Source organism: Nonomuraea sp. NPDC023979 (genome assembly GCF_040639085.1).
Classification (GTDB): domain Bacteria; phylum Actinomycetota; class Actinomycetes; order Streptosporangiales; family Streptosporangiaceae; genus Nonomuraea; species Nonomuraea ceibae.
Map to the genome: position 1 here is coordinate 1 of NZ_JBEZZG010000031.1, position 20,359 is coordinate 20,359.

The following is a 20,359-nucleotide window of genomic DNA, read 5'->3' on the forward strand; positions in this document are numbered from 1 at the left end:
AGGCGGCGGCGCTCCTCCTCGCGGGTGCTGAGGATCCGTTCGCGTGAGCGTTGCAGGTCGGCGGCCATGCGCACGGCGTGGGCCACGTCGGCGGCGTACGGGGCGAGCGTGGCCAGCACGCGCTCGTTGTGCGCGGCCGGGAAACGCCGCGGACCGGGCGCGCCCACCAGCAGACGGCCGACCTGCTCACCGTGCCAGACCAGCGGCACCCGCCGCGGCGCTGCGCCGACACGGCCGTTCTCGACGTAGCGCGGCTCGCCGTCGGCGACCTCGACGGCCACGCCCTCCACCGCCAGCCCGTCCTTCAGCACCGCCACGACCGACGTGAGCGCCTCGGCGGGATCACCACGCCGGATCGCCTGGGTCAGCCGCTCGGCCAGCAGGGCGGGGTCACCGACCCTGCCGTACAGCATCCGGTCCACCAGCCGCTGCAACCACCGCCGCAACGGCTGGAAGAACGCCCCCGCGAACAGGGCCGAGGCCAGACCGGCGATCTGGTCGTACCCGGAGACCAGCACGGAGGAGACGGCGCCCACGCCGAAGTACACGGCGCTCACCACGACCAGCAGCCCGGCCGCCACGAACGTGCGGCTGACCACGGTGTCGATCCCGTACAACCGGTAACGCATCACCGCGAACGCCATCGCGACCGGGATCAGCGCCGCCCAGGTGATCGACAGCCACATCAGCTCCGGCACGGCCCCGCCCACGACCAGGAACACGATGTAGCCCGCGAAGGCGTACATCGGCCAGCCGATCTGCCGCCTGCCGACCGGGTCGGCCCGCCGCATCCGCAACGCCATCGAGCACGCGGCCAGCGCCATCGAGGTGTAGATGAGCGTCCACCCGGCCACGGTCATCACCTGCAGGTACGGGCCGAGCGCGGGCACCGCCAGCGGGTTGGTGATGACGACCGGGTACGGGTAGTCGGCGAGGGACGGGTCGGGGCGCACGACGGCGCGCAGGATGTTCAGGCTGAGCCCGGCCACGCTGAGGACGATGACCCAGCGCCAGCGCGGCGACAGCAGCCGGCCATCGGGCGAGTAGAGCGGCAGCACGGCGGTGAGCGTCGCCCCGCAGATCCCCCACGGGATCAGCGTCGCGATCCGCAGCCAGCTCGACACCTCGTAGCGGCCGAGGTCGGCGTAGTGGAAGAGCAGCGCGTTGGTGATGTCACTGGCCGCGCCGGCGAGCCCGCCCAGGCACATGACCCACGCCATGCCGAGCTTGGGCCGGTGGAAGATCAGGACGGCGCCGACCACGGGGAACGCCAGGGCGGCGGCCGACTGCGGGGTCGCGGTCTGCGCCGGGGTCCACTCGGGCGGCAGCGACTGCCAGATCGCCAGCGCCGCGAGTTCGAGCAGCGGGGACAGCACCGCCAAGGTGACGGCCGCGGCCCGCGCTGCCACGATGGCGTTCCGAGCCATGCTGGTCCCTGCCTCTCCTGGAGCTGGACGCATTATGCACGGCTTCGTATTGATAAATCGTCATAAAAAGGTTGCTCACCTGCTGAACGACCTCATCGCCCCCCGCCCGTCCGACACCGCGACGCTCTTCTCCGACGCCAGCACCAGCTCGTCGTCCCCGTCACCGTCGTAGTCCCCGGCGGTTAGCGGCGACAGCCCGCGCCCCGCGCCGATCGGCCCCGCGTCCCGCAACCCCCCGGGACCGCCCCGGAACAGGCGCGGCCCCGACGGCGTGTCGGGCCAGAACCCGCCGAAGGCCACGTCGTCGTCGCCGTCGCCGTCGAAGTCGCCCGCCACCGCCCCGCCCTTGGCCCCGCGCAGGCTCTCGACGCGGCCGCCCGCGTAGTAGACGGTCAGGGTCCGGTCCACGCCCGGCGGCTCGGTCTCGAACCCGGGCTCGTTGTTGCGGCCGCCGTCGTCGCCGACCGCGACGTCCTCCCGGCCGTCGCCGTCGAAGTCGCCGAACGCCGACGCCATCCCCGCGTTCAGCCTGCGGACCGGCTCCCCCGGCCCCCGGACGAGCCGGCTCGCGACCTGCTCGCCGTCGTCGCCCTCGTACACGAGCAGCCCGGTACGGCGCCCTGCGCCGATCGGCCCGGCGGCCAGGCGCCAGAACTCCCCGCCTGACGGGGACGGCCGGGTCTCCTCGCGGGCCGGGACGCCCTCGCGCGTGAACGGGCCGTACAGCAGCACCAGGGCCGTGCGCCCCGAGGCCGGGGCCGCCACGTCGGCCACGCCGTCACCGTCGAAGTCGCCGGTCACCGCATGCAGCAGGCTCTTCCTGCCCACGCGCACGGGGACGAGGCCGACGCCCTGCGGGCCGCCCCAGAGGACGTGCGGGGCCATCTCCCCTTCGGGCGGGCCGCCGTGCACCACGACGTCGCCGTAGCCGTCGGCGTCGAGGTCGGCATGGACGCTCTGGCTGATCAGCCACACCCGGAACCGGTCGGCGGGCACGGACACGCGGGTGGCGGGGTCCAGGCCGGTACGGGAGCCGCGGACGACGTCGAGGCGGTCACCCGAGGCGAAGACCAGGTCGGCATAGCCGTCGCCGTCAAGGTCGCCGGGCCGGCCCCGGCCAACCGGCTTTCCCGCCGACGGGCCGGACGAGGTCGCGGGCGAACCGGACGTGGTGGGCGAGCCGGACGTCGCAGGCGGACCGGAGGCCACAGGCGGGCCGGACGTGGCGGGCGGGTTGCGGGTCTCGGGCGGGGGTGCGCAGGCGGCGAGCGTCACCAGCAGCAGCACCGCGCCGACGACTCGCCTCATACCCGCCCATCGTACGGCTCAGGCGCCGTCGAAGGCCTGCGCCACCGCCAGGCTGTCCTCGTACACGTGGTGCCGCGTCACCAGCCCGTCCTCCACCGTGAGGTGGAGCGCGAACCTGGACCGGTAGGCGCGGCCGGTCGGGCGGGCGGTCTGGCGGATCTCCCCCAGCACGACCGCGTGCTCCCCGTCGACGAGCACCCGCTCGACCACCGTGGCGACCTCCTCGGGCACGTGGTGCTCGGCGATCTCCCGGTAGTGCGCCTCGGCGTCGGCGCGGGTGACGCGGTGGCGGATCCACGGGGTCGCGGCGCGTCCGTGCTCGGCCTCCGGCCAGTCGAGCTTCCAGTCGGCGTCGTCGGCGTACAGCTCCGCGATGCGCCGGGGGTCGCCCTCGCCGATCCTGCGCAGCAGCTCCTGGACGACGTCACGTGTGGACATGCGGTGCTTCCTCCCCGTTTGGACGACCTGGAAAGCCTGGCAGGGGCGCGGCCCGGGGCGCCATTACGTCGCAGGTAAGCGCCTTGACAATTTTATTTGTCGGTGAGACGCTCAGGGCATGGAGAACACGGTCACTTCCCAGGACGGCACCACCATCGCCTACACCCGCGTCGGCCACGGGCCGGCGGTCATCCTCGTCGACGGGGCGATGTGCCACCGCGCCTCCGGCCCCAACCCCGCGCTGGCGGCCGAGCTCGCCGGCAGCCACACGGTCTACACCTACGACCGGCGCGGGCGCGGCGGCAGCGGCGACACCGCGCCGTTCGCGGTCGAGCGCGAGATCGACGACCTCGCCGCGCTGATCGAGGCGATCGGCGAGCCCGTCTTCCTGTACGGGATCTCGTCCGGCGCGGCGCTGGCCCTGGCCGCCACCGCCGCCGGGCTCCCGGTCACCAAGGTCGCCGTGTACGAGCCGCCGTTCGTGGTCGACGGCACCCGCGCTCCCATGCCCCACGACTACGAGGAGCGCATCCGCGACTTCATCGCCGCCGGCCGCCCGGCCGACGCCATCCGCTACTTCATGCGCACGGGCGTCGGGCTGCCGGGCATCATGGTGGCCATGATGCGGCTCATGCCCGGCTGGTCCGGCATGAAGGCGATCGCCCACACGCTGGCCTACGACGCGGCGTTCGTGGCGCGCTTCGGGCAGGGCAAGCCGCTTCCCGAGCACGAGTGGGACGCGGTGAAGGTGCCCGCGCTGGTGATCGACGGCGGCAAGAGCCCGGCCTGGATCCGCAACGGCGCCGCCGACCTGGCCCGCGTGCTGCCCGACGCCGCCGCGCGCACCCTCGACGGCCAGACGCACCTGGTCAAGGCGCGGGTGCTGGCCCCAGTCCTGAAGGGCTTCTTCGCATGAGCTTCCGCACCACCGTCGAGCTGGCGGGCAGGACCGCGACCGGGTTCGAGGTGCCCGCCGGCATCGTGGAGGCGCTCGGCTCCGGCAGGCGGCCCGCCGTGACGGTCACGGTCAACGGCTACAGCTACCGCAGCACGGTCGCCGTCATGGGCGGGCGCTACCTGCTGCCGCTCAGCGCCGAGCACCGGCAGGGCGCCGGGGTGGCGGCGGGCGACGAGGTCGAGGTGACGCTGGAGCTCGACACCGCGCCGCGCGAGGTGGCGGTCCCCGGCGACCTGGCCGAGGCGCTCGACCGGGCGCCGGAGGCGAAGGCGTTCTTCGACGGCCTGTCCTACTCCCGGCGGCGCCGGGTGGTCCTCCAGGTCGAGGGCGCCAAGAAGGCCGAGACCCGGCAGCGCCGCGTCGCCGACGCGATCACCAAGCTGGCCGCCGGCGAGGCGTGACCTCCCGGCCGGGCCGTGCCGGTGAGGCGGATCGGCCGTGCCGGTGAGGCCGCCTCGCTCTTGAGAGTGAGAGCCAGGATCGCCCCGGGCGGCGATCCTTTTCGCGGCGGGAAATCCGAGGATGGGGACGTCAACCAGCGACTCCACCAGGAGAAGATCATGCGGATCCGCCCCGCCTACCTCGCCGCGCCACTGCTCTCCACGGGCTACGGAATCCTGCGGCTCATCGACGGGATCGACGGCAGCCGAGGGCCGGGACCGGCCTGGACGGCCGGACATCTGGCGTTCATGGGCGCACTGGTGCTCTTTGTCTACATATTTCGGGAAATGTGGCTGATGCTCGGGCGCAGCCGGGCCGCCACCGCCGTGCTCGTCGCCGGAGCGGCCGGGGCCGGGCTGGCGTTCGTCCAGTTCGCGATCGACGTCGTCGTGGGGTTCATGGCGGCCGACCACGAGGCGATGGGGCCGCTGTTCGACCAGGTGCAGGCGGTGCCGGGGGTGTCGTTGCTGGTCTACCAGGCCGGGCCGGTCCTCTTCTACGTCGCGCAGGTCGTGCTCGTGGCCATGCTCGCGGTCCGGCGCCAGGTGCCGGTCTGGGTTCCGGCACTGGTGCTGGTCCAGGTGCTGCTGCCGTTCGTGTCGCTGGACCTGATCCCGCTGGGCGGGCTGCTCGCGCTGATCGCGTTCCTGCCGCTGGCGGTACGTGACCGGCGAGTCCCCGCACATGCCTGATCTTGCGCGAAACTGGGACATCGTGCCCGAACCTCCGCTCGTCACCGTGCTCCGCCGCCGCTATCGGGCGCTCCCCCAGCCGCTGCTGGACGTGGCCCTCACCGGCGCGATCACGCTCGCCCAGCTCTGGCCGCTGCTGTCGAGCACCAGCTACTTCGGGGTGCCGTGGTCCTGGTGGGGCTACGCGGTGGCGGTCGGCTCGTCGCTGCCGGTGCTGTGGCGCCGCCGCTTCCCGGTGACCGTGCTGGTGACGTCGCTGATCGTGAGCGGGCTGTACGACCTCGCCGACAGCGTGGCCGACCAGCCGATCTGGTACGGCTCCCTGGTCGCCCTCTACACCGTGGCCACGAGCTCGCCCCGCTGGGTCCGCGTCACCGCGCTCTGCCTCATGGCCGGTGGCATGTTCGCGCTGGTCGGCTCGTCGGAGACGGCCCTGCGCAGCACCGTGCTGTACGTGGCCGCGTACGCGATCGGCAGGGCGGCGGCCACGTCGCGCGCGCACGCGGCGGCGCTGGAGGAACGGGCCGCGAGGCTGGAAAGGGAGCGCGAGATGGAGGCCGAACGCGCGGCCGAACGCGAGCGGGCGCGGATCGCCCGCGACATGCACGACATCCTCGCCCACGCGGTCAGCCTCATGGTCGTGCAGGCGGAGGCGGGCCCGGTGGCGGTCAGGACCGACCCGGACCGCGCGGAGGCGGCGTTCGACGCGATCGCGGGGGCGGGCCGCGACGCGATGGTGCAGCTCAGGCGGATGCTCGGCGCGCTCAAGGAGGAGCAGGCGCCGCTCGCCCCCCAGCCCACACTCGACGAGCTGCCCGGCCTGGCGGACCAGGTGGCGGGCACGGGGCTGAAGGTCGCCTTCGAGACCACCGGTGAGCCGCGCCCGCTCCGGTCCGACTCGGCGGTCGCGGCGTACCGGATCACGCAGGAAGCGCTCACCAACATCGTCAAGCACGCCGGCGCGACCCGCGCGGACATCCGGCTCACCTGGGAGGACGACACCCTGATGATCGACATCAGCGACGACGGCCGGGGCTCGGGCCGGGCCCTGCCCTCGGGCGGCAACGGGCTGATCGGCGTCCGCGAGCGCGCCGCCTCCTGCGGCGGCTCGGCGACGGCCGGGCCGCGCACCGACGGTCCCGGCTTCCGCGTCACCGCCCGGCTGCCGGCATGACGGTCCGGGTGGTCGTGGCCGACGACCAGGAGCTGGTCAGGGGCGGGTTCGCGATGATCCTGGCCGCGCAGCCCGACATCGACGTGGTGGCCGAGGCCGGCGACGGCGTCGAGGCGGTGGCGGCGGTGCGCGAGCACGCGCCCGACGTGCTGCTGCTCGACATCCGCATGCCCCGGATGGACGGCATCGAGGCGGCCCGGATCGTGTGCGCCGAGACGGCCTGCCGGGTGCTCATGCTGACGACGTTCGACCTGGACGACTACGTGTTCGACGCGTTGCGGGCGGGGGCCAGCGGGTTCCTGCTCAAGGACGTGCGCCGCGACGACCTGGTGAACGCGGTGCGGGTGGTCGCCGGTGGCGAGTCGCTGCTCGCGCCGGCGGTCACCACGCGGCTGATCCACGAGTTCGCCTCGCGGCCGGCGGCCAGGCCGGGCGCCGCTCCCGGGGCGCTGGACGTGCTGACGGCCAGGGAGCGCGAGACGCTGCAGCTGATCGCGCGCGGCCTGTCCAACGCGGAGATCGCGCGGACGCTGGTGGTCAGCGAGCACACGGTGAAGACGCACGTCAGCAACCTGCTGACCAAGCTCGGGCTGCGTGACCGGGTGCAGGCGGTGATCGCCGCGTACGAGTCGGGGCTGGCCGTGCCGGGAGCGTAACGGACCCGCGGACGGGTAGGCGGGCTCGTATGAGTGAGGGCTTCGAGACGGACATGCTCTGGGACGAGTTCCATCGGGTGGTCAACATGAACTCCGAGGAGCTGCGTTCCTACCTGCTGGCCGACGCCTCGGGCGAGGACGGTTTCAGCGCCGATCCCGACCTGGGCATCGACGAGCTCGGCAGGGGCGTGCTGCACGTGCTGAGCAAGCGGAAGATGGACCTGACCGACGCCGACCGCGACGTGATGCGCCGGGTGGTCGAGCTGGTGGAGACGGTCGGCAACAAGAGCGACGACCAGGCGCGGCACATGCTGATGTCCGCGGGGCACGACCCGCTGCGGGCATAGGCGATGATCCAGCCGCAGGACTGGATCGCGGGCTACCTGCGGGCCTGGGAGTCCAACGATCCGGACGAGATCGCCGCCCTCTTCACCGAGGACGCGGTGTACTACAACGAGCCGTACAGCATGCCGGTGCGCGGCCGGGACGCGATCGTCTCCAACTGGCTGGCCAGGCAGGACAGGCCAGGTGAGACGACGTTCCAGTGGCATCCGGTGTGCGTGACGGCCGAGGTGAGCGTCATCCAAGGCGTCACGACATATCCGGACAAGACGTACAGCAACCTCTGGGTGATCCGGTTCGTTCCCGACGGCAGGTGCCGGGAATTCACCGAATGGTGGATGGAGCGTGACATCAGGTGATGCAATGAGCCGACGACCATCCGAGGAGGCCCGTTGAGAGACAACCTCGACCTCGCCGCGAGCGCCCAGCAGCTCGCCGACGCCGCGCCGGCCGGTTCGCTGGACCGGGCGGCGGCGAAGTCCGTGGCGATCACGCTGGCGACGACCCGCGACATCGCGCAGGCCAGGCAGACCCTGGACGGGGTCACGCCCGACGACGTGCGGCAGGCGGCGCTGGCCCTGTTCGAGCGCATCTCAGCGGACTGATCCCCCGAGCCGCGTCAGCCCGGGCCTGATCGGCGCCGGGCCTTCCGTCATGTCCCGGCCAGGTGCGCGACCAGGCGCCGGACCTGCTCGGCGTAGTGGCCGGCGAACTCCGGCGATTCCGGGTCGAGGCCGGTGGCGGCCCTGACGACCTGCGGGAACGTGATGCCGGCCGCCGCCATCGCGAACAGCGCCACCAGCACCGCCGCCGGGTCGAGGTCGGCGGGCAGCTCCCCCGCCTCCTGCCGCCGGCGCAGTTGCTCGACGTCGCGGCGCAGGTCGTCGGCGAAGCCCGGGTCGGGCGGGGCGTCGTCCGTGAGCCCCTGCCAGGCCATCAGCCTGCCGTAGTCGCGCCGCTCGGCGTTGGCCCGCACGTAGCCCGCCGCGAGCTCGCCCAGCGTGGCGCCCCGGTCGGCGAACGCGCTCTCCTCACGCAGCCAGCTCGCGCTGAGCGCCTGGTAAAGGCCCTCTTTTCCGCCGAAGTAGTAGGAGATGAGCTGCTTGTTCATCCCCGCTCTGGCGGCGATCTCGCCGACCCTCGCCCCGGCGAACCCCTTGGCCGCGAACTCCTCCAGCGCCGCCTGAAGGATGCGGGCCTTGGTCCGCTCGGGGTCGCGCTGCTTCTCCTCGGGTGCTCGCCTCATACCGGCCCACTTTATCATCCATCCGTTTGGTTGACAGTTTCATCCACACGGGTGATAGTTGCGGCATGACGAACGACATCGCGATCATCGGCGGCGGCATCGGCGGGCTCTGCCTGGCGCACGGACTGTGCAAGGCGGGCCTCGACGTGACGGTCTACGAGCGGGACCGCACCCCGGCCGACCGGCTGCAGGGCTACCGGGTGCACATCGACCCCCACGGCGCGCGGGCGCTGCGCGACTGCCTGCCGCCCCACCTGTGGCAGGCGTTCCTGGACACGACCGGGCAGGGCGGCCAGGACTTCGGCTTCCTCACCGAACAGCTCGACCTGCTCGCGCTCATCGAGACCCCGCCCGCCGCCGACCCGGCCGACGACCACCACTCGGTCAGCCGCATCACGCTCAGGCAGGTGCTGCTGTCGGACCTGGACGACGTCGTACGGTTCGGCAGGGCGTACGAGAGGTACGAACGGCTGCCCGACGGACGGGTCAGGCTGTTCTTCGCCGACGGCGCCAGCGAGACGGCCGGGATCGTGGTGGCGGCCGACGGCGGCAACTCGCGGGTGCGCAGGCAGTATCTGCCGCACGCGCGGCGGGTCGACACCGGCATCACCACGGTCGCCGGCAAGTTCCCGCTCACCGAGCGGACGCGGCGGCTGCTGAGTCCCCGGCTGGTCGACGGGCCCAACAACGTGATCCCGCCGTCGGGCCTGGGCCTGTTCTGCGCCCCGCACGACCTGAGCGACGCGCCCGCCACCGGCATCGGGCGCACCGAGCAGGAGGGTGCGCTGATGGACAACGGCAGCAGCTACATCCTGTGGGCGGTCGGCGCGGCCCTCGACCGCTTCCCGGGCGACATTTCAGAAATGTCCGGCCAGCAGCTCCGCGACGCCGTCTCCGCCATGATCACCTCCTGGCACCCCGACCTGCGCCGCCTCGTCGCCGACTCGGACCCCGACACGGTCTCGCTGCTGCCGATCCGCACGTCGGTCCCCGTCGACGCCTGGGAGCCGTCCACCATCACCCTGCTCGGCGACGCCATCCACAGCATGACCCCGATGCGCGGCATCGGCGCCAACACCGCCCTGCGCGACGCCCGCCTCCTGGCCCAGGCACTCGCCGGTGGCGGCGACCCCGTCCAGGCCATCGGACGTTACGAGGCGGAGATGCGCGGGTACGGTTTCACCGCCGTGCGCGACTCGCTGCGCGCGGCCGAGCAGTTCGTCGGCGGCGGCCGGCTGGCCCGCCTCGGCTTCAAGACCTTCCTGCGCACGGTCCAGCGGGTTCCGTCGCTCAAGGCCAAGGTCTTCGCCTGACTGCGGGGAGCGCACTGTAGCGGGTCGGGTACGCTCCGGGTGACGGGCGCCCGGCGCGACAGGCGATCTTCCGCAATGTCGGCGGATAAGCCAGTCTGGGGACAGCTACCGTCGCAACATGAGGAGACCAGTGGCCGATCCCGTCAAGCTAGAGACGCGGGGCAGCGATTTCGCCAGACTCGCCACCAAGATCACCGAAGCCGGGCTTCTGGACCGGCGTCCCGTCTATTACGCGGTCAGGATCAGCCTCGTCATGGGCGCCTATCTGGGCGGCTGGGGGCTGTTCGTCTGGGTCGGCGACTCCTGGCTGCAGCTTCTCGTCGCCGTCCTCATGGCCGTGGTCTTCACCCAGATCGGGTTCGTCGCCCACGACATCGGCCACCGGCAGGTGTTCCGCACCCGGCGGGCCAGTGACATGGCCGGGCTGCTGATCGGCAACCTCGCCATCGGCCTCGGCTGGGGGTGGTGGAACACCAAGCACAACCGCCACCACGCCAACCCCAACCACGAGGACCACGACCCCGACGTCTCCCCCGCGGTCATCGTCTGGTCGGAGGACCAGGTGGCCAGGAGTGTCGGGCTGCCCAAGTTCATCGCCAAGTGGCAGGCCTACTGGTTCTTCCCGCTGCTCACGCTGGAGGCCTGGCACCTGCACGTGGCCAGCGTGAAGGCCGTGTTCAAGCCGACGACCAAGCGCCGGGGCATGGAGGGCGCGCTGCTGCTGGCGCACTTCGCGCTCTACTTCGGCCTCGTCTTCGCCGTGCTGCCGTTCTGGATGGCGGTGGCCTTCCTGGTCGTGCACCAGGGCGTGTTCGGCGTCTACCTGGGCTGCTCGTTCGCGCCCAACCACAAGGGGATGCCGATCCTCACCGCCGAGGACAAGCTCGACTTCCTGCGCAAGCAGGTGCTCACCTCGCGCAACGTCAAGGGCGGGCTGCTCACCGACATCGGGCTGGGCCAGCTCAACTACCAGATCGAGCACCACCTGTTCCCCAACATGCCGGCCCCCAACCTGCGCAAGGCGCAGCCGATCGTCCAGCGCTACTGCGCGGAGATCGGGGTCAGCTATCTGGAGACGGGCCTGTTCAGGTCGTACGGCCAGGCTCTCCAGCACCTGCACGAGGTCGGCGCGGCGCTGAGGTGATCAGCCCTGCTCCAGGCGCCGGCGCAGGGCCTCCCTGCGCTGCTCCAGCTCGGCGATGATCTCGGCCTGCTCGTCCGCCTGGGCGATCTGGGCCGAGATCTCGAACTGGTCGGTGGCGCCCTGGTCGCGGATCTGGTCGCGCTGCTCCTGGTTGTCCCGCTTCAGCTTCGCCAGCTCCTCGTCGAGCCTGGCGAGCTCGTCCTCTGTGCTCATCTTCCGCACCTACCCAGCGACCGGCCCGGGTCACGTCCCGTACAGAATGGGAGACATGCGGAGGAGCACCATCGTCTCGGTGGCCGCGGTGGCGATCACGCTGCTCGGCGTCCTGGCCGCCTGGATCATCCGGGCCGACCAGCAGCCGAACGTGCTCGACGTGGTGCTGCCGCTGATCACGGCGGCCGGGGTGCTGCTGCGCAAGCGCTACCCGGTGCTGACGCTGATCGTGGTGTCGGCCGCCGTGGTGGCCTACTACCCGTTCGCCCGGCTGGACGGGCCGCTCATCTTCGTGCCGTTCCTGATGCTCTACACCGCGGCCGACCACGGGCACCTCACGGCGGCCATCACCACCGGGTCGGCGTCGCTGCTGCTCATGGGGCTCGGCGAGACCGGTGACGTGCGGCACGTCGACGACAGCGCGCTGGCGATGATCGCGGGCTGGGTGGTGGCGGCCATCGCGGCGGGCAGCGTGAGCCGCAACCGCCGCGCCTACCTCGCGGAGGCCGACCGCCGGGTGCGCGAGGCCGAGCACGGGCGTGAGGAGGAGGCCAGGCGGCGGGCCGGCGAGGAGCGGCTGCGCATCGCCAGGGAGCTGCACGACGTGCTCGGGCACAACGTATCGATGATCAACGTGCAGGCGTCGGCTGCGCTGCACGGGCTGAAGAAGCGGCCGGAGGACGCCGAGGCGGCGCTGCGCGCGATCAAGGACACCAGCAAGGAGACGCTGCGCGAGCTGCGCACCACGCTGGGAGTGCTGCGCCAGGTGGACGAGGACGCGCCGACCGCGCCCGCCGACAGCCTGGGCCGCATCGACGCGCTGGTGGCGGCGTCGGGGCTGGAGGTGCGGACCGAGCTGTCGGGGCCGCTGGACGAGGTGCCGGTCGAGGTGGACCTCGCGGCGACGCGGATCATCCGCGAGGCGCTGACGAACGTGTCACGGCACTCCGGGACGAAGGCGGCGACACTCTCCGTCAGCAACACGTCCGGAAATATCCTGATCCGCGTGGAGGATGATGGACCGGGGGCCGTGTTCACCGAGGGCAGCGGCTACGGGCTGCAGGGCATGCGCGAGCGCGCCACGGCCCTGGGCGGCAGGCTCGACGCCGGCCCCCGCCCCGAGGGCGGCTTCCGGGTCGTCGCCGAACTACCCCTGAACGGAGCCACATGATCCGCACGCTGCTGGCCGACGACCAGACCCTGGTACGGGCCGGCTTCCGGTCCATCCTCAGCGACGAGGACGACATCGAGGTCGTCGCCGAGGCCGCCAACGGCACGCAGGCCGTGACCCTGGCCCGCGAGACCCGGCCGGACGTGGTGCTCATGGACATCCGCATGCCCGAGCTCGACGGCCTGGAGGCCACCCGGCAGATCGTCACCGACCCCCGGCTTGACGAGGTCAAGGTCATCATCCTGACCACGTTCGACCTCGACGACTACGTCTACGGCGCGCTGCGCTCCGGGGCCAGCGGCTTCCTGGTCAAGGACACCGAGCCGGCCGAGCTGATCCACGCCGTCCGGGTCGTGGCCAGGGGCGACGCGCTGATCGCGCCGTCGATCACCCGGCGGCTGATCGCCGAGTTCGCCGGCCGCGTCAAGCGCCCCGAGCCCGGCCCCGAGCTCAACTCCCTCACCGAGCGCGAGCGCGAGGTCATGAGCCTGGTCGCGGGCGGCCTGTCGAACGACGAGATCGCCGCCCGGCTCGTGCTGAGCCCCGCGACGGCCAAGACGCACGTCAGCCGCATCATGACCAAGCTCGGCGTGCGCGACCGGGCCCAGCTCGTGGTCCTCGCCTACGAGGCCGGCATGATCACCCCGGGCTGGCTTACAACCTGAGGTGTACGCCGCGGCCCGCCGTGTCACCCCAGGGGTACGGCGGGTGCCCGCCTGAGGTGGACGACCCGGGCGTAACCGTCATCGGATCCTGCTACGCATGGACACCGTTGAACTGGCCCGCCTGCAGTTCGCGCTCACCGCGGGCGCGCACTTCCTGTTCGTGGCGCTGACACTCGGCCTGGCGACGCTCGTGGCCGTCATCCAGACCCGGGCCACCTTCGGCGGCAACCCCGTCCACCAGGGGATGACGCGCTTCTGGGGGCAGCTCTACATCATCAACTACGCGATGGGCATCGTCACCGGGCTCGTCATGGAGTTCCAGCTCGGGCTGTCGTGGAGCGGGCTCACGGAGTTCGCGGGCAACGCGTTCGGCTCGGCGCTGGCCCTGGAGACGATGGTCGCCTTCTTCGTCGAGGCCACGTTCCTGGGCCTGTGGATCTTCGGCTGGAACAAGCTGAACCGGTGGGCGCACCTGGCGCTGATCTGGGTGGTCACGCTCACCGCGTACGCGTCCGCGTTCTGGATCATGGTGTCGAACGGCTTCCTGCAGAACCCGGTCGGCTACCGGCTCGACGGCGGCGTGCTGCACCTGGCGGACTTCGGCGCGATGGTCGCCAACCCGGCGGCGCTGGTGGCGTTCGCGCACATCCTGAGCGGCGCGATGGTCGTCGGCGGGTTCTTCATGGCCGGGGTGAGCGCCTACCACCTGAGCAAGCGGACCTCCGAGCAGGACTTCTTCCGCAAGTCGCTGCGGCTCGGGCTGGGCGTGGCCGCGCCCGCGCTGATGGTCACGGCGACGTTCGGCGGCATGGGGTTCGGCACGATGCAGGTGACCAAGCTCGCCGCCTGGTCGGGCGACCTGGCGGCGGCCCAGGCCGAGATGGTGGCCCGGCACGGGCCGGGCGACTGGCTGCCCCCGGTGGGCTGGGTGCAGGCAGGCGGCACCTGGATGATGGGGCTGTTCGCGCTCATGCTGTTCGTGGCCGCGCCGAGCACGCTGCTCATGCTGTTCAGGCCGGTGGTGCGCGGGCTGCGGGTGTGGCACTGGCTGCTGGTGGCGATGATCCCGGTGCCGTTCGCCACGATGCTGGCCGGGTGGATCTTCCGGGAGATGGGCCGCCAGCCGTGGGCCGTCTACGGGCTGCTGACCACCTCCGAGGCGATGTCGCCGGTGTCGGCCGGGCAGATGCGGTTCTCGGTCATCGCCTTCACCTCGGTGTTCGCCGTACTGGTCCTGATCAACTACTGGCTGCTGGCCAGGGCCGCCAAGGCGGGGCCGGCGGCCGTGGCCCTGGGCGACCGGCCCATCGACGCCCCCCAGCCCGTCCTGACCTTCTGAGGAGCCGACATGGAGATCTTCGTTCTGGCCTTCTTCGCGCTCGGCTACCTGGTGCTGGCCGGGGCCGACATCGGGGTCGGCATGGTGCTGCCGTACCTGGGGCGGACGCCGGGAGAGCGGCGGGAGACGATCGCCGCGATCGCGCCGTTCTTCCTCGGCAACGAGGTGTGGCTGGTGGTGACCGCGGGCGTGCTGGCCGGGCTGTTCCCGGCGCTGGAGGCGGAGCTGCTGCACGAGAACTACCCGCTGGTCGTGGTGCTGCTGCTGGCGTGGGTGATCCGCGACATGGGGCTGTGGCTGCGCGGCCGGGTGCCGGGGCGCGGCTGGCAGGCGGTGTGGGACGGCGCGATCGTCGCCGGGAGCTGGGGGCTGGCGCTGTGCTGGGGGGCGCTGCTCAGCGTCGTGGCGCTGGGCATCCAGGGGCCGCTCCTGGCGCTGCCGGCGCTGGCTCTGGCCGCGCTGTTCGGCACGCACGGGCTGGCGTTCGCCGCGCTGCGGCTGCGCGGGGTGCTGCGCGAGCGGGCGGCGGTGCTGTCGGGCGGCGCGGGCGAGCTGCGCACGTTCGCGCTGACGGCGGTGGCGCTGGCCGCGGTCGGCGTGCTGGCGGGGGTGCGGCTGGAGCCGGTGGCCGGAACGTCCGGGGCGCTGCTGGTGCCGGTGACCCTGGTGATGATCCCGTTGCTGGTCGCGGCCCAGGCGTGGGTGTGGTGGACGTTCCGCCACCGCGTGACCGGCCCGTCGTACCTCTAGAGCCTTCAGAGGTTGCCGCCGCCGGTGGCGTCGAGCGTGGTGCCGGTCATGAAGCTCGCCTCGGGCGACGCGGCGAAGGCCACCACGTCGGCGATCTCCTCCGGGCGGCCGACCCGGCCCACCGCGTGATAGCCCGCCGCGTTCGCCCGGCCCTCCGGGTTGTCGCGCAGGAAGCCCGCGTTCATGTCGGTGTCGATGATGCCGGGGGCGACGTTGTTGACCGTGATCCCGCGCGGGCCGAGCTGCTTGGCCAGCGCCAGCGTGAACGTCTGGACGGCGCCCTTGGTCATCGAGTACGCGATCGCGCCGGGGAAGGCGATGCGCGTGACGCCGGAGGTGACGTTGACGATGCGGCCGCCGTCGGGGATGAGCGGCAGCAGCCGCTGGGTCAGGAAGAACAGGCCCTTGACGTTGACCGCGAAGTGCCGGTCGAACGACTCGGGCGTCTCCTCCTCGATGGGCCGGTGCACGGCGACGCCGGCGTTGTTGACCAGCACGTCCAGCACGCCGCTCTCCAGCTTGACCCGTTCGGCCAGCGCCTCCACCTGGGCCGGGTCGCCCAGGTCGGCCTGGACGGCGAGCGCGCTGCCGCCCTGTTCCTCCACGAGCCGGACGACTTCCTTGGCTGCGGCCTCGTCGGCGGCGTAGTTGACGATGACGCGGAAGCCGTCACGCGCCAGGCGCAGCGCGATGGCACGGCCGATTCCCCTGCTGGAACCGGTGACGAGGGCAGTCTTCATGACGAGCTCTTTCTGTAGTGATCGATACAGAAGAACCATAACATAGCGATCGCTACACAAACGACGCCCCGTACCGAGGCGCTCGTTTTATAGCGATCGCTCTAGAATGGGGGGATGGCGAGACAACGGGCGTTCGACCGGGACACGGCACTGCACAGCGCGGTGCTGGCGTTCTGGCGGCACGGCTACGAGGCCACCTCCGTCGCCGAGCTGACCGCCGCCATGGGCATCAGGCCCCCCAGCCTGTACGCGGCGTTCGGCGACAAGCGGCGGCTGTTCGAGGAGGCGCTGGGCCTCTACCAGGAGACCTACGGGGCGTTCACCGCCCGGGCGCTGGCCGAGGAGCCGACCGGCCGCCAGGCGATCGAACGGGTGCTGCGCGAGGCGGCCACCGAGTTCTCCGCCCCGGAGCACCCGCCCGGCTGCATGGTCGTCTCCGCCGGGGTCAACTGCGGGCCGGAGTCGGCCGAGGTGCAGGAGCTGCTGCGGCGGCAGCGCGAGCGGACGAAGGCGGCGATCCAGGCACGGTTCGACGACGACGCGGCGGCCGGGCGGCTGCCCCCGGGCACCGACACGGCCGCGCTGGCGACCTACTACGCGGCGGTGTTGCAGGGCATGTCCAACCAGGCGCGCGACGGGGCCTCCCCCGCGGCGCTCACCGAGCTGGCCGCGCTCGCCATGCGCGCCTGGCCCGCCACCGCGGCAGCCTGACGTCACGGGGCCCTGACGTCACTGGGCTTGACGTCACTGGGCCTTGACGGAGGCGTCCTCCGGGGAGACCTCGGGGGCCGACACCCGGAGCCAGCGGCAGCCGTACGGGTCCAGCGGAAGCCGCACCCGGCCCGAGCCGGGCACCTTCACCGTGCCGTCGACCAGGAGGTCGGTGAGCACGCAGCGTTCCAGGCCGGTCAGGTCGAGCTCGGCCTCGCACTCCCGGTCGTCCAGGTTGTGCACGGCCACGATGGTCGCCCCGTCGGCGTCGCAGCGGTGGGCCAGCACGGCCGGGTCGCCCGCGTCCAGCACCGTGTGGTCGCCCCAGGCCAGCTCCAGCGACTCCCGGTAGCGCTCGATGAGCAGCTGGATCCAGCGCAGCAGCGAGTCGTTGTCGCGCCTCTGGTCGGCGACGTTCGGCCCGTCGGGCATGGCGCGCACGGGCCGCTCGGCCTGGGTGAAGCCGCCCTCGGCCGACCAGCGCATGGGGGTTCGCACAGCCATCCGGCCCTCCGCCGACAGGTCCTCACCCAGCCCGATCTCCTCGCCGTAGAAGAGCACCGGCGTGCCCGGCAGCGAGAACAGCAGGCTGTAGGCCATCTTGATCCGCCTCTCGTCCCCGCCGAACATGGGCGGCAGCCGCCTGCGCAGGCCCCGGCCGAAGATCTGCATGTCCTTGTCCGGCCCGAACGCGGCGAAGATCTCCTGCCGCTCGTCCTCGGTGAGCTTGTCCAGCGTCAGCTCGTCGTGGTTGCGCAGGAACATCGCCCACTGGCAGTCCTTGGGCGGCTCGGGCCGCTCGCGCAGCGCCGAGGCGAGCGGCCCGGCGTCGCGTCTGGCCAGCGACAGCCAGGCGCGCTGCATGGCGACGAAGTCGAAGCACATCGTGAGCTGGTCCCCCAGCCCGTCGCCGAAGTACTCGAGAAGCTGGTCGTACTCCAGGTTGACCTCGCCGAGCAGGACCGAGCCGCCCTTGCGGCGGGTCATGAACGCGCGCAGCTCGGCCAGGAAGTCGTGCGGGTCGGCGAGCTCCGGCGAGACGTTCTCGATGAGGAACGGCACCGCGTCCACCCGGAACCCCGACAGCCCCAGCTCCATCCAGAAGCCGAGCACCCGGGCGATCTCGTCGCGCACCTCGGGGTTGGCGACGTTGAGGTCGGGCTGGTGGCGGTAGAAGGTATGCAGGTAGTACTGGCCGGTGTGCGGGTCGTGCTCCCAGACGCTGTCCTCCTTGTCGGGGAAGACGACCTCCTTCGGGTTCGGCTCGGGCGTGTCGGACCAGACGTACCAGTCGCGTCTGGGCGAGTCGCGGCCGGACCTGGACTCCACGAACCACGGGTGCTGGTCGGAGGTGTGGTTGACGACGAGGTCGGCGATGACCCGCAGGCCGCGGTCGTGGGCGGTGCGCATGAACTCCACGAAGTCGCCCAGCGTGCCGAGCCTGGGGTCGACGCTGTAGAAGTCGGTGACGTCGTAGCCGTCGTCCTTGTTGGGCGTCGGGTAGAACGGCATCAGCCACAGGCAGGTGATGCCGAGGCCGGCGAGGTAGTCGATCTCCTGCGTGAGCCCGCGGAAGTCGCCGATGCCGTCGCCGTTGCCGTCCTTGAACGTCTCGACGTCGAGGCAGTAGACGACGGCGTTCTTCCACCACAGGTCGCTGGTGTACGTCATTCGCATGGGGGCCCAGCTACCCCCAAATGCGGTTAAAGAAGCGTCCCGCCCGTCACCTCGAACCGGCCGAGCGCTTCGTCGATGGTCGCGAGCGTGTCGGCGTGCAGCGTGATGCCGGCCGCTTCCACGTTCTCCCTGATGTGCGCGGGGGTGCGGCTGCCGGGGATGGCCACGACGTGGTCGTCCTGGTGGAGCAGCCAGGCCAGGGCGAGCTGGGCCGGGGTGATGCCGAGCCGGTCGGCCAGGCCGCGGATCGGCGCGTAGCGGTCGTTGTTGGCGGCCAGGTTCTCGGCGGAGAAGCGCGGCGCGTTGTGCCGGAAGTCGTTCTCGCCGAGCTGCTGGACGGTGCCGGTGAGGAAGCCGTTGCCGAGCGGGCTCCACGCCACGATGCCCACCCCGAGCTCGCCGGCCGTGCGCAGCAGGAGCGGGTCGATCGGCCGCCACATGGACCACTCGTTCTGCACGGCCGCCACCGGGTGCACGGCGTGCGCCCGGCGCAGTTGCGCGGCCGTCACATTGGACAGGCCCAGGTGCCTGACCAGCCCGGCCTTGACCAGCTCGGCCATCGCCCCGACGGTGTCCTCGACGGGCACGCCCGGGTCGGCGTAGTGCAGGTAGTACAGGTCGATCACGTCGGTGTCCAGGTTGCGCAGGCTCGCCTCGGCGTAGCGCCGCACCAGCCGGGGCTCGGCGTTCACGCGCAGCTCGCCGAAGGCGTAGCCGACCGGCTGCGCCCTGCTGTCCTCGCCTTCGGGCACGGCCAGGCCGAACTTGGTGGCCACGACCACCTCGTCCCTGCGGCCCTTGATCGCCCGGCCGACCAGGCGCTCGTTCTGCCCGTCGGGCCCGTAGGCGTCGCTGGTGTCCACATGGGTGGCGCCCGCGTCCAGCGCGGCCCGGATCGCCGCCTCACCCCGTTCCTCGTCGATGTCGCCGTAGATGCCGGGCGACAGCACCATCGCGCCGTAGCCGAGTGCCGGGACCGTCAAACCGCCGAGTTCACGTGTCTTCATGCCGCCGATCCTGCTGCCGGGGGCCGGGTCCCGTCCAAGACCCTTTGCTATAACCATCAGCTATGGACGTGCATTTGCGGGATCTGCGGTACTTCGTAGCGGTCGCCGAGGAGCTGAACGTGACCCGGGCCGCCGAACGGCTGTTCGTCTCGCAGCCCGCGCTGTCCAAGCAGCTCAGGGCGCTCGAACGGCAGCTCGGCTGCCCGCTGTTCGACCGCGTGCCCGGCGGCGTCACGCTCACCCGGCAGGGCGCGGCGCTGCTGCCCGTGGCCGCCGACCTGCTCGACCGGTGGAACACCGGCTACGAGACCGCCAGGGCCGCCGCACCCACCGGCACGCTGGTCATCGGCCTGCAGACCGCCGTCGGCCGGGGCCTGCAGCAGGAGGCGCTGCGCGGCTTCCGCGCCGCCATGCCCGGCTGGGAGGTCGCGCTGCGGCTGGTGAGCTGGGAGGACCCCAGCGGCGGCCTGGCGGACGGCAGCTCCGACGTGGCCTTCCTCTGGCTGCCCGCCCCGCCCGGCCTGGAGACGCACGTGCTCGTCACCGAGCGCCGATGCGTCGTCATGCCCGCCGACCATCCGCTCGCCGGTCTGGACGAGATCCCGTTCGACCGGCTGCGTGACGAGCCGTTCATCGCCCTGCCGGCCGCCGCCGGGCCGATGCGCGACTTCTGGCTGGGCCGCGACGCCTCCCCCGGCGCGGGGCCCGTCGTCGGCGTCACCGCGAGCACCCCCGAGGAGGTCTTCGAGGCCGTCACCGGCGGCCTCGGCGTCGTGCTCGTCGCCGAGGGCAACGCCAAACTGTACAAGCGGCCCGGCCTGCTCCACCGCCCGGTCACCGGCCTGCCGCCCGCCCGGCTGGCCATCGCCTGGCGGGCCGGCAACCGCAGCCCGCAAGTGACCGGGTTCGTGGACGCGCTCCGCCGGATCGCCACTAAGGTCTGACCC

Annotated in this window: 24 protein-coding genes; 16 read left to right on the plus strand and 8 right to left on the minus strand. The window is 72.0% G+C overall.

Annotated elements, in window-relative coordinates:
- The 3 genes from AB0G11_RS37570 to AB0G11_RS37580 all read right to left on the minus strand — a co-directional run.
- The coding region (locus tag AB0G11_RS37570) for a sensor histidine kinase (RefSeq protein WP_357591407.1) at nucleotides 1–1,427 on the minus strand (1,427 nt) is incomplete at its 3' end.
- 75 nt (nucleotides 1,428–1,502) lie between these two features.
- Nucleotides 1,503–2,735, minus strand: coding sequence for a VCBS repeat-containing protein (locus AB0G11_RS37575; protein ID WP_357591409.1), 1,233 nt, complete (start codon nucleotides 2,733–2,735; stop codon nucleotides 1,503–1,505).
- 18 nt (nucleotides 2,736–2,753) lie between these two features.
- Nucleotides 2,754–3,173 (minus strand): nuclear transport factor 2 family protein, encoded by a 420-nt coding sequence (locus AB0G11_RS37580; RefSeq protein ID WP_219506419.1) that lies wholly within the window; start codon nucleotides 3,171–3,173, stop codon nucleotides 2,754–2,756.
- A 118-nt stretch (nucleotides 3,174–3,291) separates the two neighbouring features.
- On the opposite strand from AB0G11_RS37580, the gene AB0G11_RS37585 reads away from it, so the two are divergent.
- The 8 genes from AB0G11_RS37585 to AB0G11_RS37620 all read left to right on the plus strand — a co-directional run bounded on the left by AB0G11_RS37585 (nucleotide 3,292) and on the right by AB0G11_RS37620 (nucleotide 8,041).
- Nucleotides 3,292–4,089 (plus strand): alpha/beta fold hydrolase, encoded by a 798-nt coding sequence (locus AB0G11_RS37585; protein ID WP_357591411.1) that lies wholly within the window; start codon nucleotides 3,292–3,294, stop codon nucleotides 4,087–4,089.
- A complete protein-coding gene (locus AB0G11_RS37590) occupies nucleotides 4,086–4,532 on the plus strand; it encodes a YdeI/OmpD-associated family protein (protein WP_219506407.1) in 447 nt (148 codons plus the stop codon). The genes AB0G11_RS37585 and AB0G11_RS37590 overlap by 4 nt, the downstream gene beginning before the upstream one ends.
- A 159-nt stretch (nucleotides 4,533–4,691) precedes the next feature.
- Nucleotides 4,692–5,264, plus strand: a complete 573-nt coding sequence (locus AB0G11_RS37595) for a hypothetical protein (protein WP_357591413.1) — start codon at nucleotides 4,692–4,694, stop codon at nucleotides 5,262–5,264.
- Nucleotides 5,265–5,286: 22 nt separating this feature from the next.
- A complete protein-coding gene (locus AB0G11_RS37600) occupies nucleotides 5,287–6,438 on the plus strand; it encodes a histidine kinase (protein ID WP_357591415.1) in 1,152 nt (383 codons plus the stop codon).
- Complete coding sequence (locus AB0G11_RS37605) at nucleotides 6,435–7,094, plus strand: response regulator transcription factor (protein WP_357591417.1); 660 nt, start codon at nucleotides 6,435–6,437, stop codon at nucleotides 7,092–7,094. The genes AB0G11_RS37600 and AB0G11_RS37605 overlap by 4 nt, the downstream gene beginning before the upstream one ends.
- A gap of 29 nt (nucleotides 7,095–7,123) precedes the next feature.
- Nucleotides 7,124–7,441: a DUF3140 domain-containing protein gene (locus tag AB0G11_RS37610; protein WP_219506400.1), complete on the plus strand. Its 318-nt coding sequence runs from the start codon at nucleotides 7,124–7,126 to the stop codon at nucleotides 7,439–7,441.
- 3 nt (nucleotides 7,442–7,444) lie between these two features.
- Nucleotides 7,445–7,795, plus strand: coding sequence for a nuclear transport factor 2 family protein (locus AB0G11_RS37615; protein WP_357591419.1), 351 nt, complete (start codon nucleotides 7,445–7,447; stop codon nucleotides 7,793–7,795).
- A gap of 33 nt (nucleotides 7,796–7,828) precedes the next feature.
- Nucleotides 7,829–8,041, plus strand: a complete 213-nt coding sequence (locus tag AB0G11_RS37620; RefSeq protein ID WP_219506397.1) for a hypothetical protein — start codon at nucleotides 7,829–7,831, stop codon at nucleotides 8,039–8,041.
- Nucleotides 8,042–8,088: 47 nt separating this feature from the next.
- On the opposite strand, the gene AB0G11_RS37625 is transcribed toward AB0G11_RS37620, so the two are convergent.
- Nucleotides 8,089–8,682, minus strand: coding sequence for a TetR family transcriptional regulator (locus tag AB0G11_RS37625; RefSeq protein WP_357591421.1), 594 nt, complete (start codon nucleotides 8,680–8,682; stop codon nucleotides 8,089–8,091).
- Between the two features lie 65 nt (nucleotides 8,683–8,747).
- Between AB0G11_RS37625 and AB0G11_RS37630 the strand changes: the two genes are divergently transcribed.
- Nucleotides 8,748–9,995: an FAD-dependent oxidoreductase gene (locus AB0G11_RS37630; protein WP_357591423.1), complete on the plus strand. Its 1,248-nt coding sequence runs from the start codon at nucleotides 8,748–8,750 to the stop codon at nucleotides 9,993–9,995.
- Between the two features lie 118 nt (nucleotides 9,996–10,113).
- Complete coding sequence (locus tag AB0G11_RS37635; RefSeq protein WP_219506384.1) at nucleotides 10,114–11,139, plus strand: acyl-CoA desaturase; 1,026 nt, start codon at nucleotides 10,114–10,116, stop codon at nucleotides 11,137–11,139.
- Here AB0G11_RS37635 and AB0G11_RS37640 read toward each other — a convergent pair whose 3' ends face one another.
- Nucleotides 11,140–11,352 (minus strand): hypothetical protein, encoded by a 213-nt coding sequence (locus tag AB0G11_RS37640; RefSeq protein ID WP_219506382.1) that lies wholly within the window; start codon nucleotides 11,350–11,352, stop codon nucleotides 11,140–11,142.
- Between the two features lie 55 nt (nucleotides 11,353–11,407).
- On the opposite strand from AB0G11_RS37640, the gene AB0G11_RS37645 reads away from it, so the two are divergent.
- From AB0G11_RS37645 to AB0G11_RS37660, 4 genes are all read left to right on the plus strand, one after another.
- The gene (locus AB0G11_RS37645; protein WP_219506380.1) at nucleotides 11,408–12,523 is read left to right on the plus strand and encodes a sensor histidine kinase; all 1,116 of its coding nucleotides are present in this window, start codon (nucleotides 11,408–11,410) and stop codon (nucleotides 12,521–12,523) included.
- Nucleotides 12,520–13,188: a response regulator transcription factor gene (locus AB0G11_RS37650; RefSeq protein ID WP_219506378.1), complete on the plus strand. Its 669-nt coding sequence runs from the start codon at nucleotides 12,520–12,522 to the stop codon at nucleotides 13,186–13,188. The genes AB0G11_RS37645 and AB0G11_RS37650 overlap by 4 nt, the downstream gene beginning before the upstream one ends.
- A gap of 97 nt (nucleotides 13,189–13,285) precedes the next feature.
- Nucleotides 13,286–14,527 carry a cytochrome ubiquinol oxidase subunit I gene (locus AB0G11_RS37655; RefSeq protein ID WP_219506376.1) on the plus strand — a complete coding sequence of 414 codons (1,242 nt, stop codon included), beginning with the start codon at nucleotides 13,286–13,288 and terminating at the stop codon, nucleotides 14,525–14,527.
- Between the two features lie 9 nt (nucleotides 14,528–14,536).
- Nucleotides 14,537–15,277 carry a cytochrome d ubiquinol oxidase subunit II gene (locus AB0G11_RS37660; RefSeq protein ID WP_219506374.1) on the plus strand — a complete coding sequence of 247 codons (741 nt, stop codon included), beginning with the start codon at nucleotides 14,537–14,539 and terminating at the stop codon, nucleotides 15,275–15,277.
- Nucleotides 15,278–15,282: 5 nt separating this feature from the next.
- Here AB0G11_RS37660 and AB0G11_RS37665 read toward each other — a convergent pair whose 3' ends face one another.
- Nucleotides 15,283–16,017: an SDR family oxidoreductase gene (locus tag AB0G11_RS37665; protein ID WP_357591425.1), complete on the minus strand. Its 735-nt coding sequence runs from the start codon at nucleotides 16,015–16,017 to the stop codon at nucleotides 15,283–15,285.
- 114 nt (nucleotides 16,018–16,131) lie between these two features.
- Between AB0G11_RS37665 and AB0G11_RS37670 the strand changes: the two genes are divergently transcribed.
- Nucleotides 16,132–16,728: a TetR/AcrR family transcriptional regulator gene (locus AB0G11_RS37670; protein WP_357591427.1), complete on the plus strand. Its 597-nt coding sequence runs from the start codon at nucleotides 16,132–16,134 to the stop codon at nucleotides 16,726–16,728.
- A 33-nt stretch (nucleotides 16,729–16,761) separates the two neighbouring features.
- On the opposite strand, the gene AB0G11_RS37675 is transcribed toward AB0G11_RS37670, so the two are convergent.
- Nucleotides 16,762–18,405, minus strand: a complete 1,644-nt coding sequence (locus AB0G11_RS37675) for an alpha-amylase family protein (RefSeq protein ID WP_357591429.1) — start codon at nucleotides 18,403–18,405, stop codon at nucleotides 16,762–16,764.
- A gap of 26 nt (nucleotides 18,406–18,431) precedes the next feature.
- The gene (locus AB0G11_RS37680; protein ID WP_246645090.1) at nucleotides 18,432–19,412 is read right to left on the minus strand and encodes an aldo/keto reductase; all 981 of its coding nucleotides are present in this window, start codon (nucleotides 19,410–19,412) and stop codon (nucleotides 18,432–18,434) included.
- Nucleotides 19,413–19,474: 62 nt separating this feature from the next.
- On the opposite strand from AB0G11_RS37680, the gene AB0G11_RS37685 reads away from it, so the two are divergent.
- Nucleotides 19,475–20,356 carry a LysR family transcriptional regulator gene (locus tag AB0G11_RS37685; protein ID WP_219506367.1) on the plus strand — a complete coding sequence of 294 codons (882 nt, stop codon included), beginning with the start codon at nucleotides 19,475–19,477 and terminating at the stop codon, nucleotides 20,354–20,356.
- Nucleotides 20,357–20,359 lie beyond the last annotated feature (3 nt).

Bases quoted from the DNA above. Each gene is read 5' to 3' on its own strand.
- AB0G11_RS37680 (WP_246645090.1), bottom strand. From the start codon at position 19,412: ATGAAGACACGTGAACTCGGCGGTTTGACGGTCCCGGCACTCGGCTAC.
- AB0G11_RS37670 (WP_357591427.1), top strand. From the start codon at position 16,132: ATGGCGAGACAACGGGCGTTCGACCGGGACACGGCACTGCACAGCGCG.
- AB0G11_RS37685 (WP_219506367.1), top strand. From the start codon at position 19,475: ATGGACGTGCATTTGCGGGATCTGCGGTACTTCGTAGCGGTCGCCGAG.
- AB0G11_RS37655 (WP_219506376.1), top strand. From the start codon at position 13,286: ATGGACACCGTTGAACTGGCCCGCCTGCAGTTCGCGCTCACCGCGGGC.
- AB0G11_RS37675 (WP_357591429.1), bottom strand. From the start codon at position 18,405: ATGCGAATGACGTACACCAGCGACCTGTGGTGGAAGAACGCCGTCGTC.
- AB0G11_RS37595 (WP_357591413.1), top strand. From the start codon at position 4,692: ATGCGGATCCGCCCCGCCTACCTCGCCGCGCCACTGCTCTCCACGGGC.
- AB0G11_RS37645 (WP_219506380.1), top strand. From the start codon at position 11,408: ATGCGGAGGAGCACCATCGTCTCGGTGGCCGCGGTGGCGATCACGCTG.
- AB0G11_RS37625 (WP_357591421.1), bottom strand. From the start codon at position 8,682: ATGAGGCGAGCACCCGAGGAGAAGCAGCGCGACCCCGAGCGGACCAAG.
- AB0G11_RS37585 (WP_357591411.1), top strand. From the start codon at position 3,292: ATGGAGAACACGGTCACTTCCCAGGACGGCACCACCATCGCCTACACC.
- AB0G11_RS37590 (WP_219506407.1), top strand. From the start codon at position 4,086: ATGAGCTTCCGCACCACCGTCGAGCTGGCGGGCAGGACCGCGACCGGG.
- AB0G11_RS37605 (WP_357591417.1), top strand. From the start codon at position 6,435: ATGACGGTCCGGGTGGTCGTGGCCGACGACCAGGAGCTGGTCAGGGGC.
- AB0G11_RS37580 (WP_219506419.1), bottom strand. From the start codon at position 3,173: ATGTCCACACGTGACGTCGTCCAGGAGCTGCTGCGCAGGATCGGCGAG.
- AB0G11_RS37665 (WP_357591425.1), bottom strand. From the start codon at position 16,017: ATGAAGACTGCCCTCGTCACCGGTTCCAGCAGGGGAATCGGCCGTGCC.
- AB0G11_RS37575 (WP_357591409.1), bottom strand. From the start codon at position 2,735: ATGAGGCGAGTCGTCGGCGCGGTGCTGCTGCTGGTGACGCTCGCCGCC.
- AB0G11_RS37660 (WP_219506374.1), top strand. From the start codon at position 14,537: ATGGAGATCTTCGTTCTGGCCTTCTTCGCGCTCGGCTACCTGGTGCTG.
- AB0G11_RS37615 (WP_357591419.1), top strand. From the start codon at position 7,445: ATGATCCAGCCGCAGGACTGGATCGCGGGCTACCTGCGGGCCTGGGAG.
- AB0G11_RS37635 (WP_219506384.1), top strand. From the start codon at position 10,114: ATGAGGAGACCAGTGGCCGATCCCGTCAAGCTAGAGACGCGGGGCAGC.
- AB0G11_RS37630 (WP_357591423.1), top strand. From the start codon at position 8,748: ATGACGAACGACATCGCGATCATCGGCGGCGGCATCGGCGGGCTCTGC.
- AB0G11_RS37650 (WP_219506378.1), top strand. From the start codon at position 12,520: ATGATCCGCACGCTGCTGGCCGACGACCAGACCCTGGTACGGGCCGGC.
- AB0G11_RS37640 (WP_219506382.1), bottom strand. From the start codon at position 11,352: ATGAGCACAGAGGACGAGCTCGCCAGGCTCGACGAGGAGCTGGCGAAG.
- AB0G11_RS37610 (WP_219506400.1), top strand. From the start codon at position 7,124: ATGAGTGAGGGCTTCGAGACGGACATGCTCTGGGACGAGTTCCATCGG.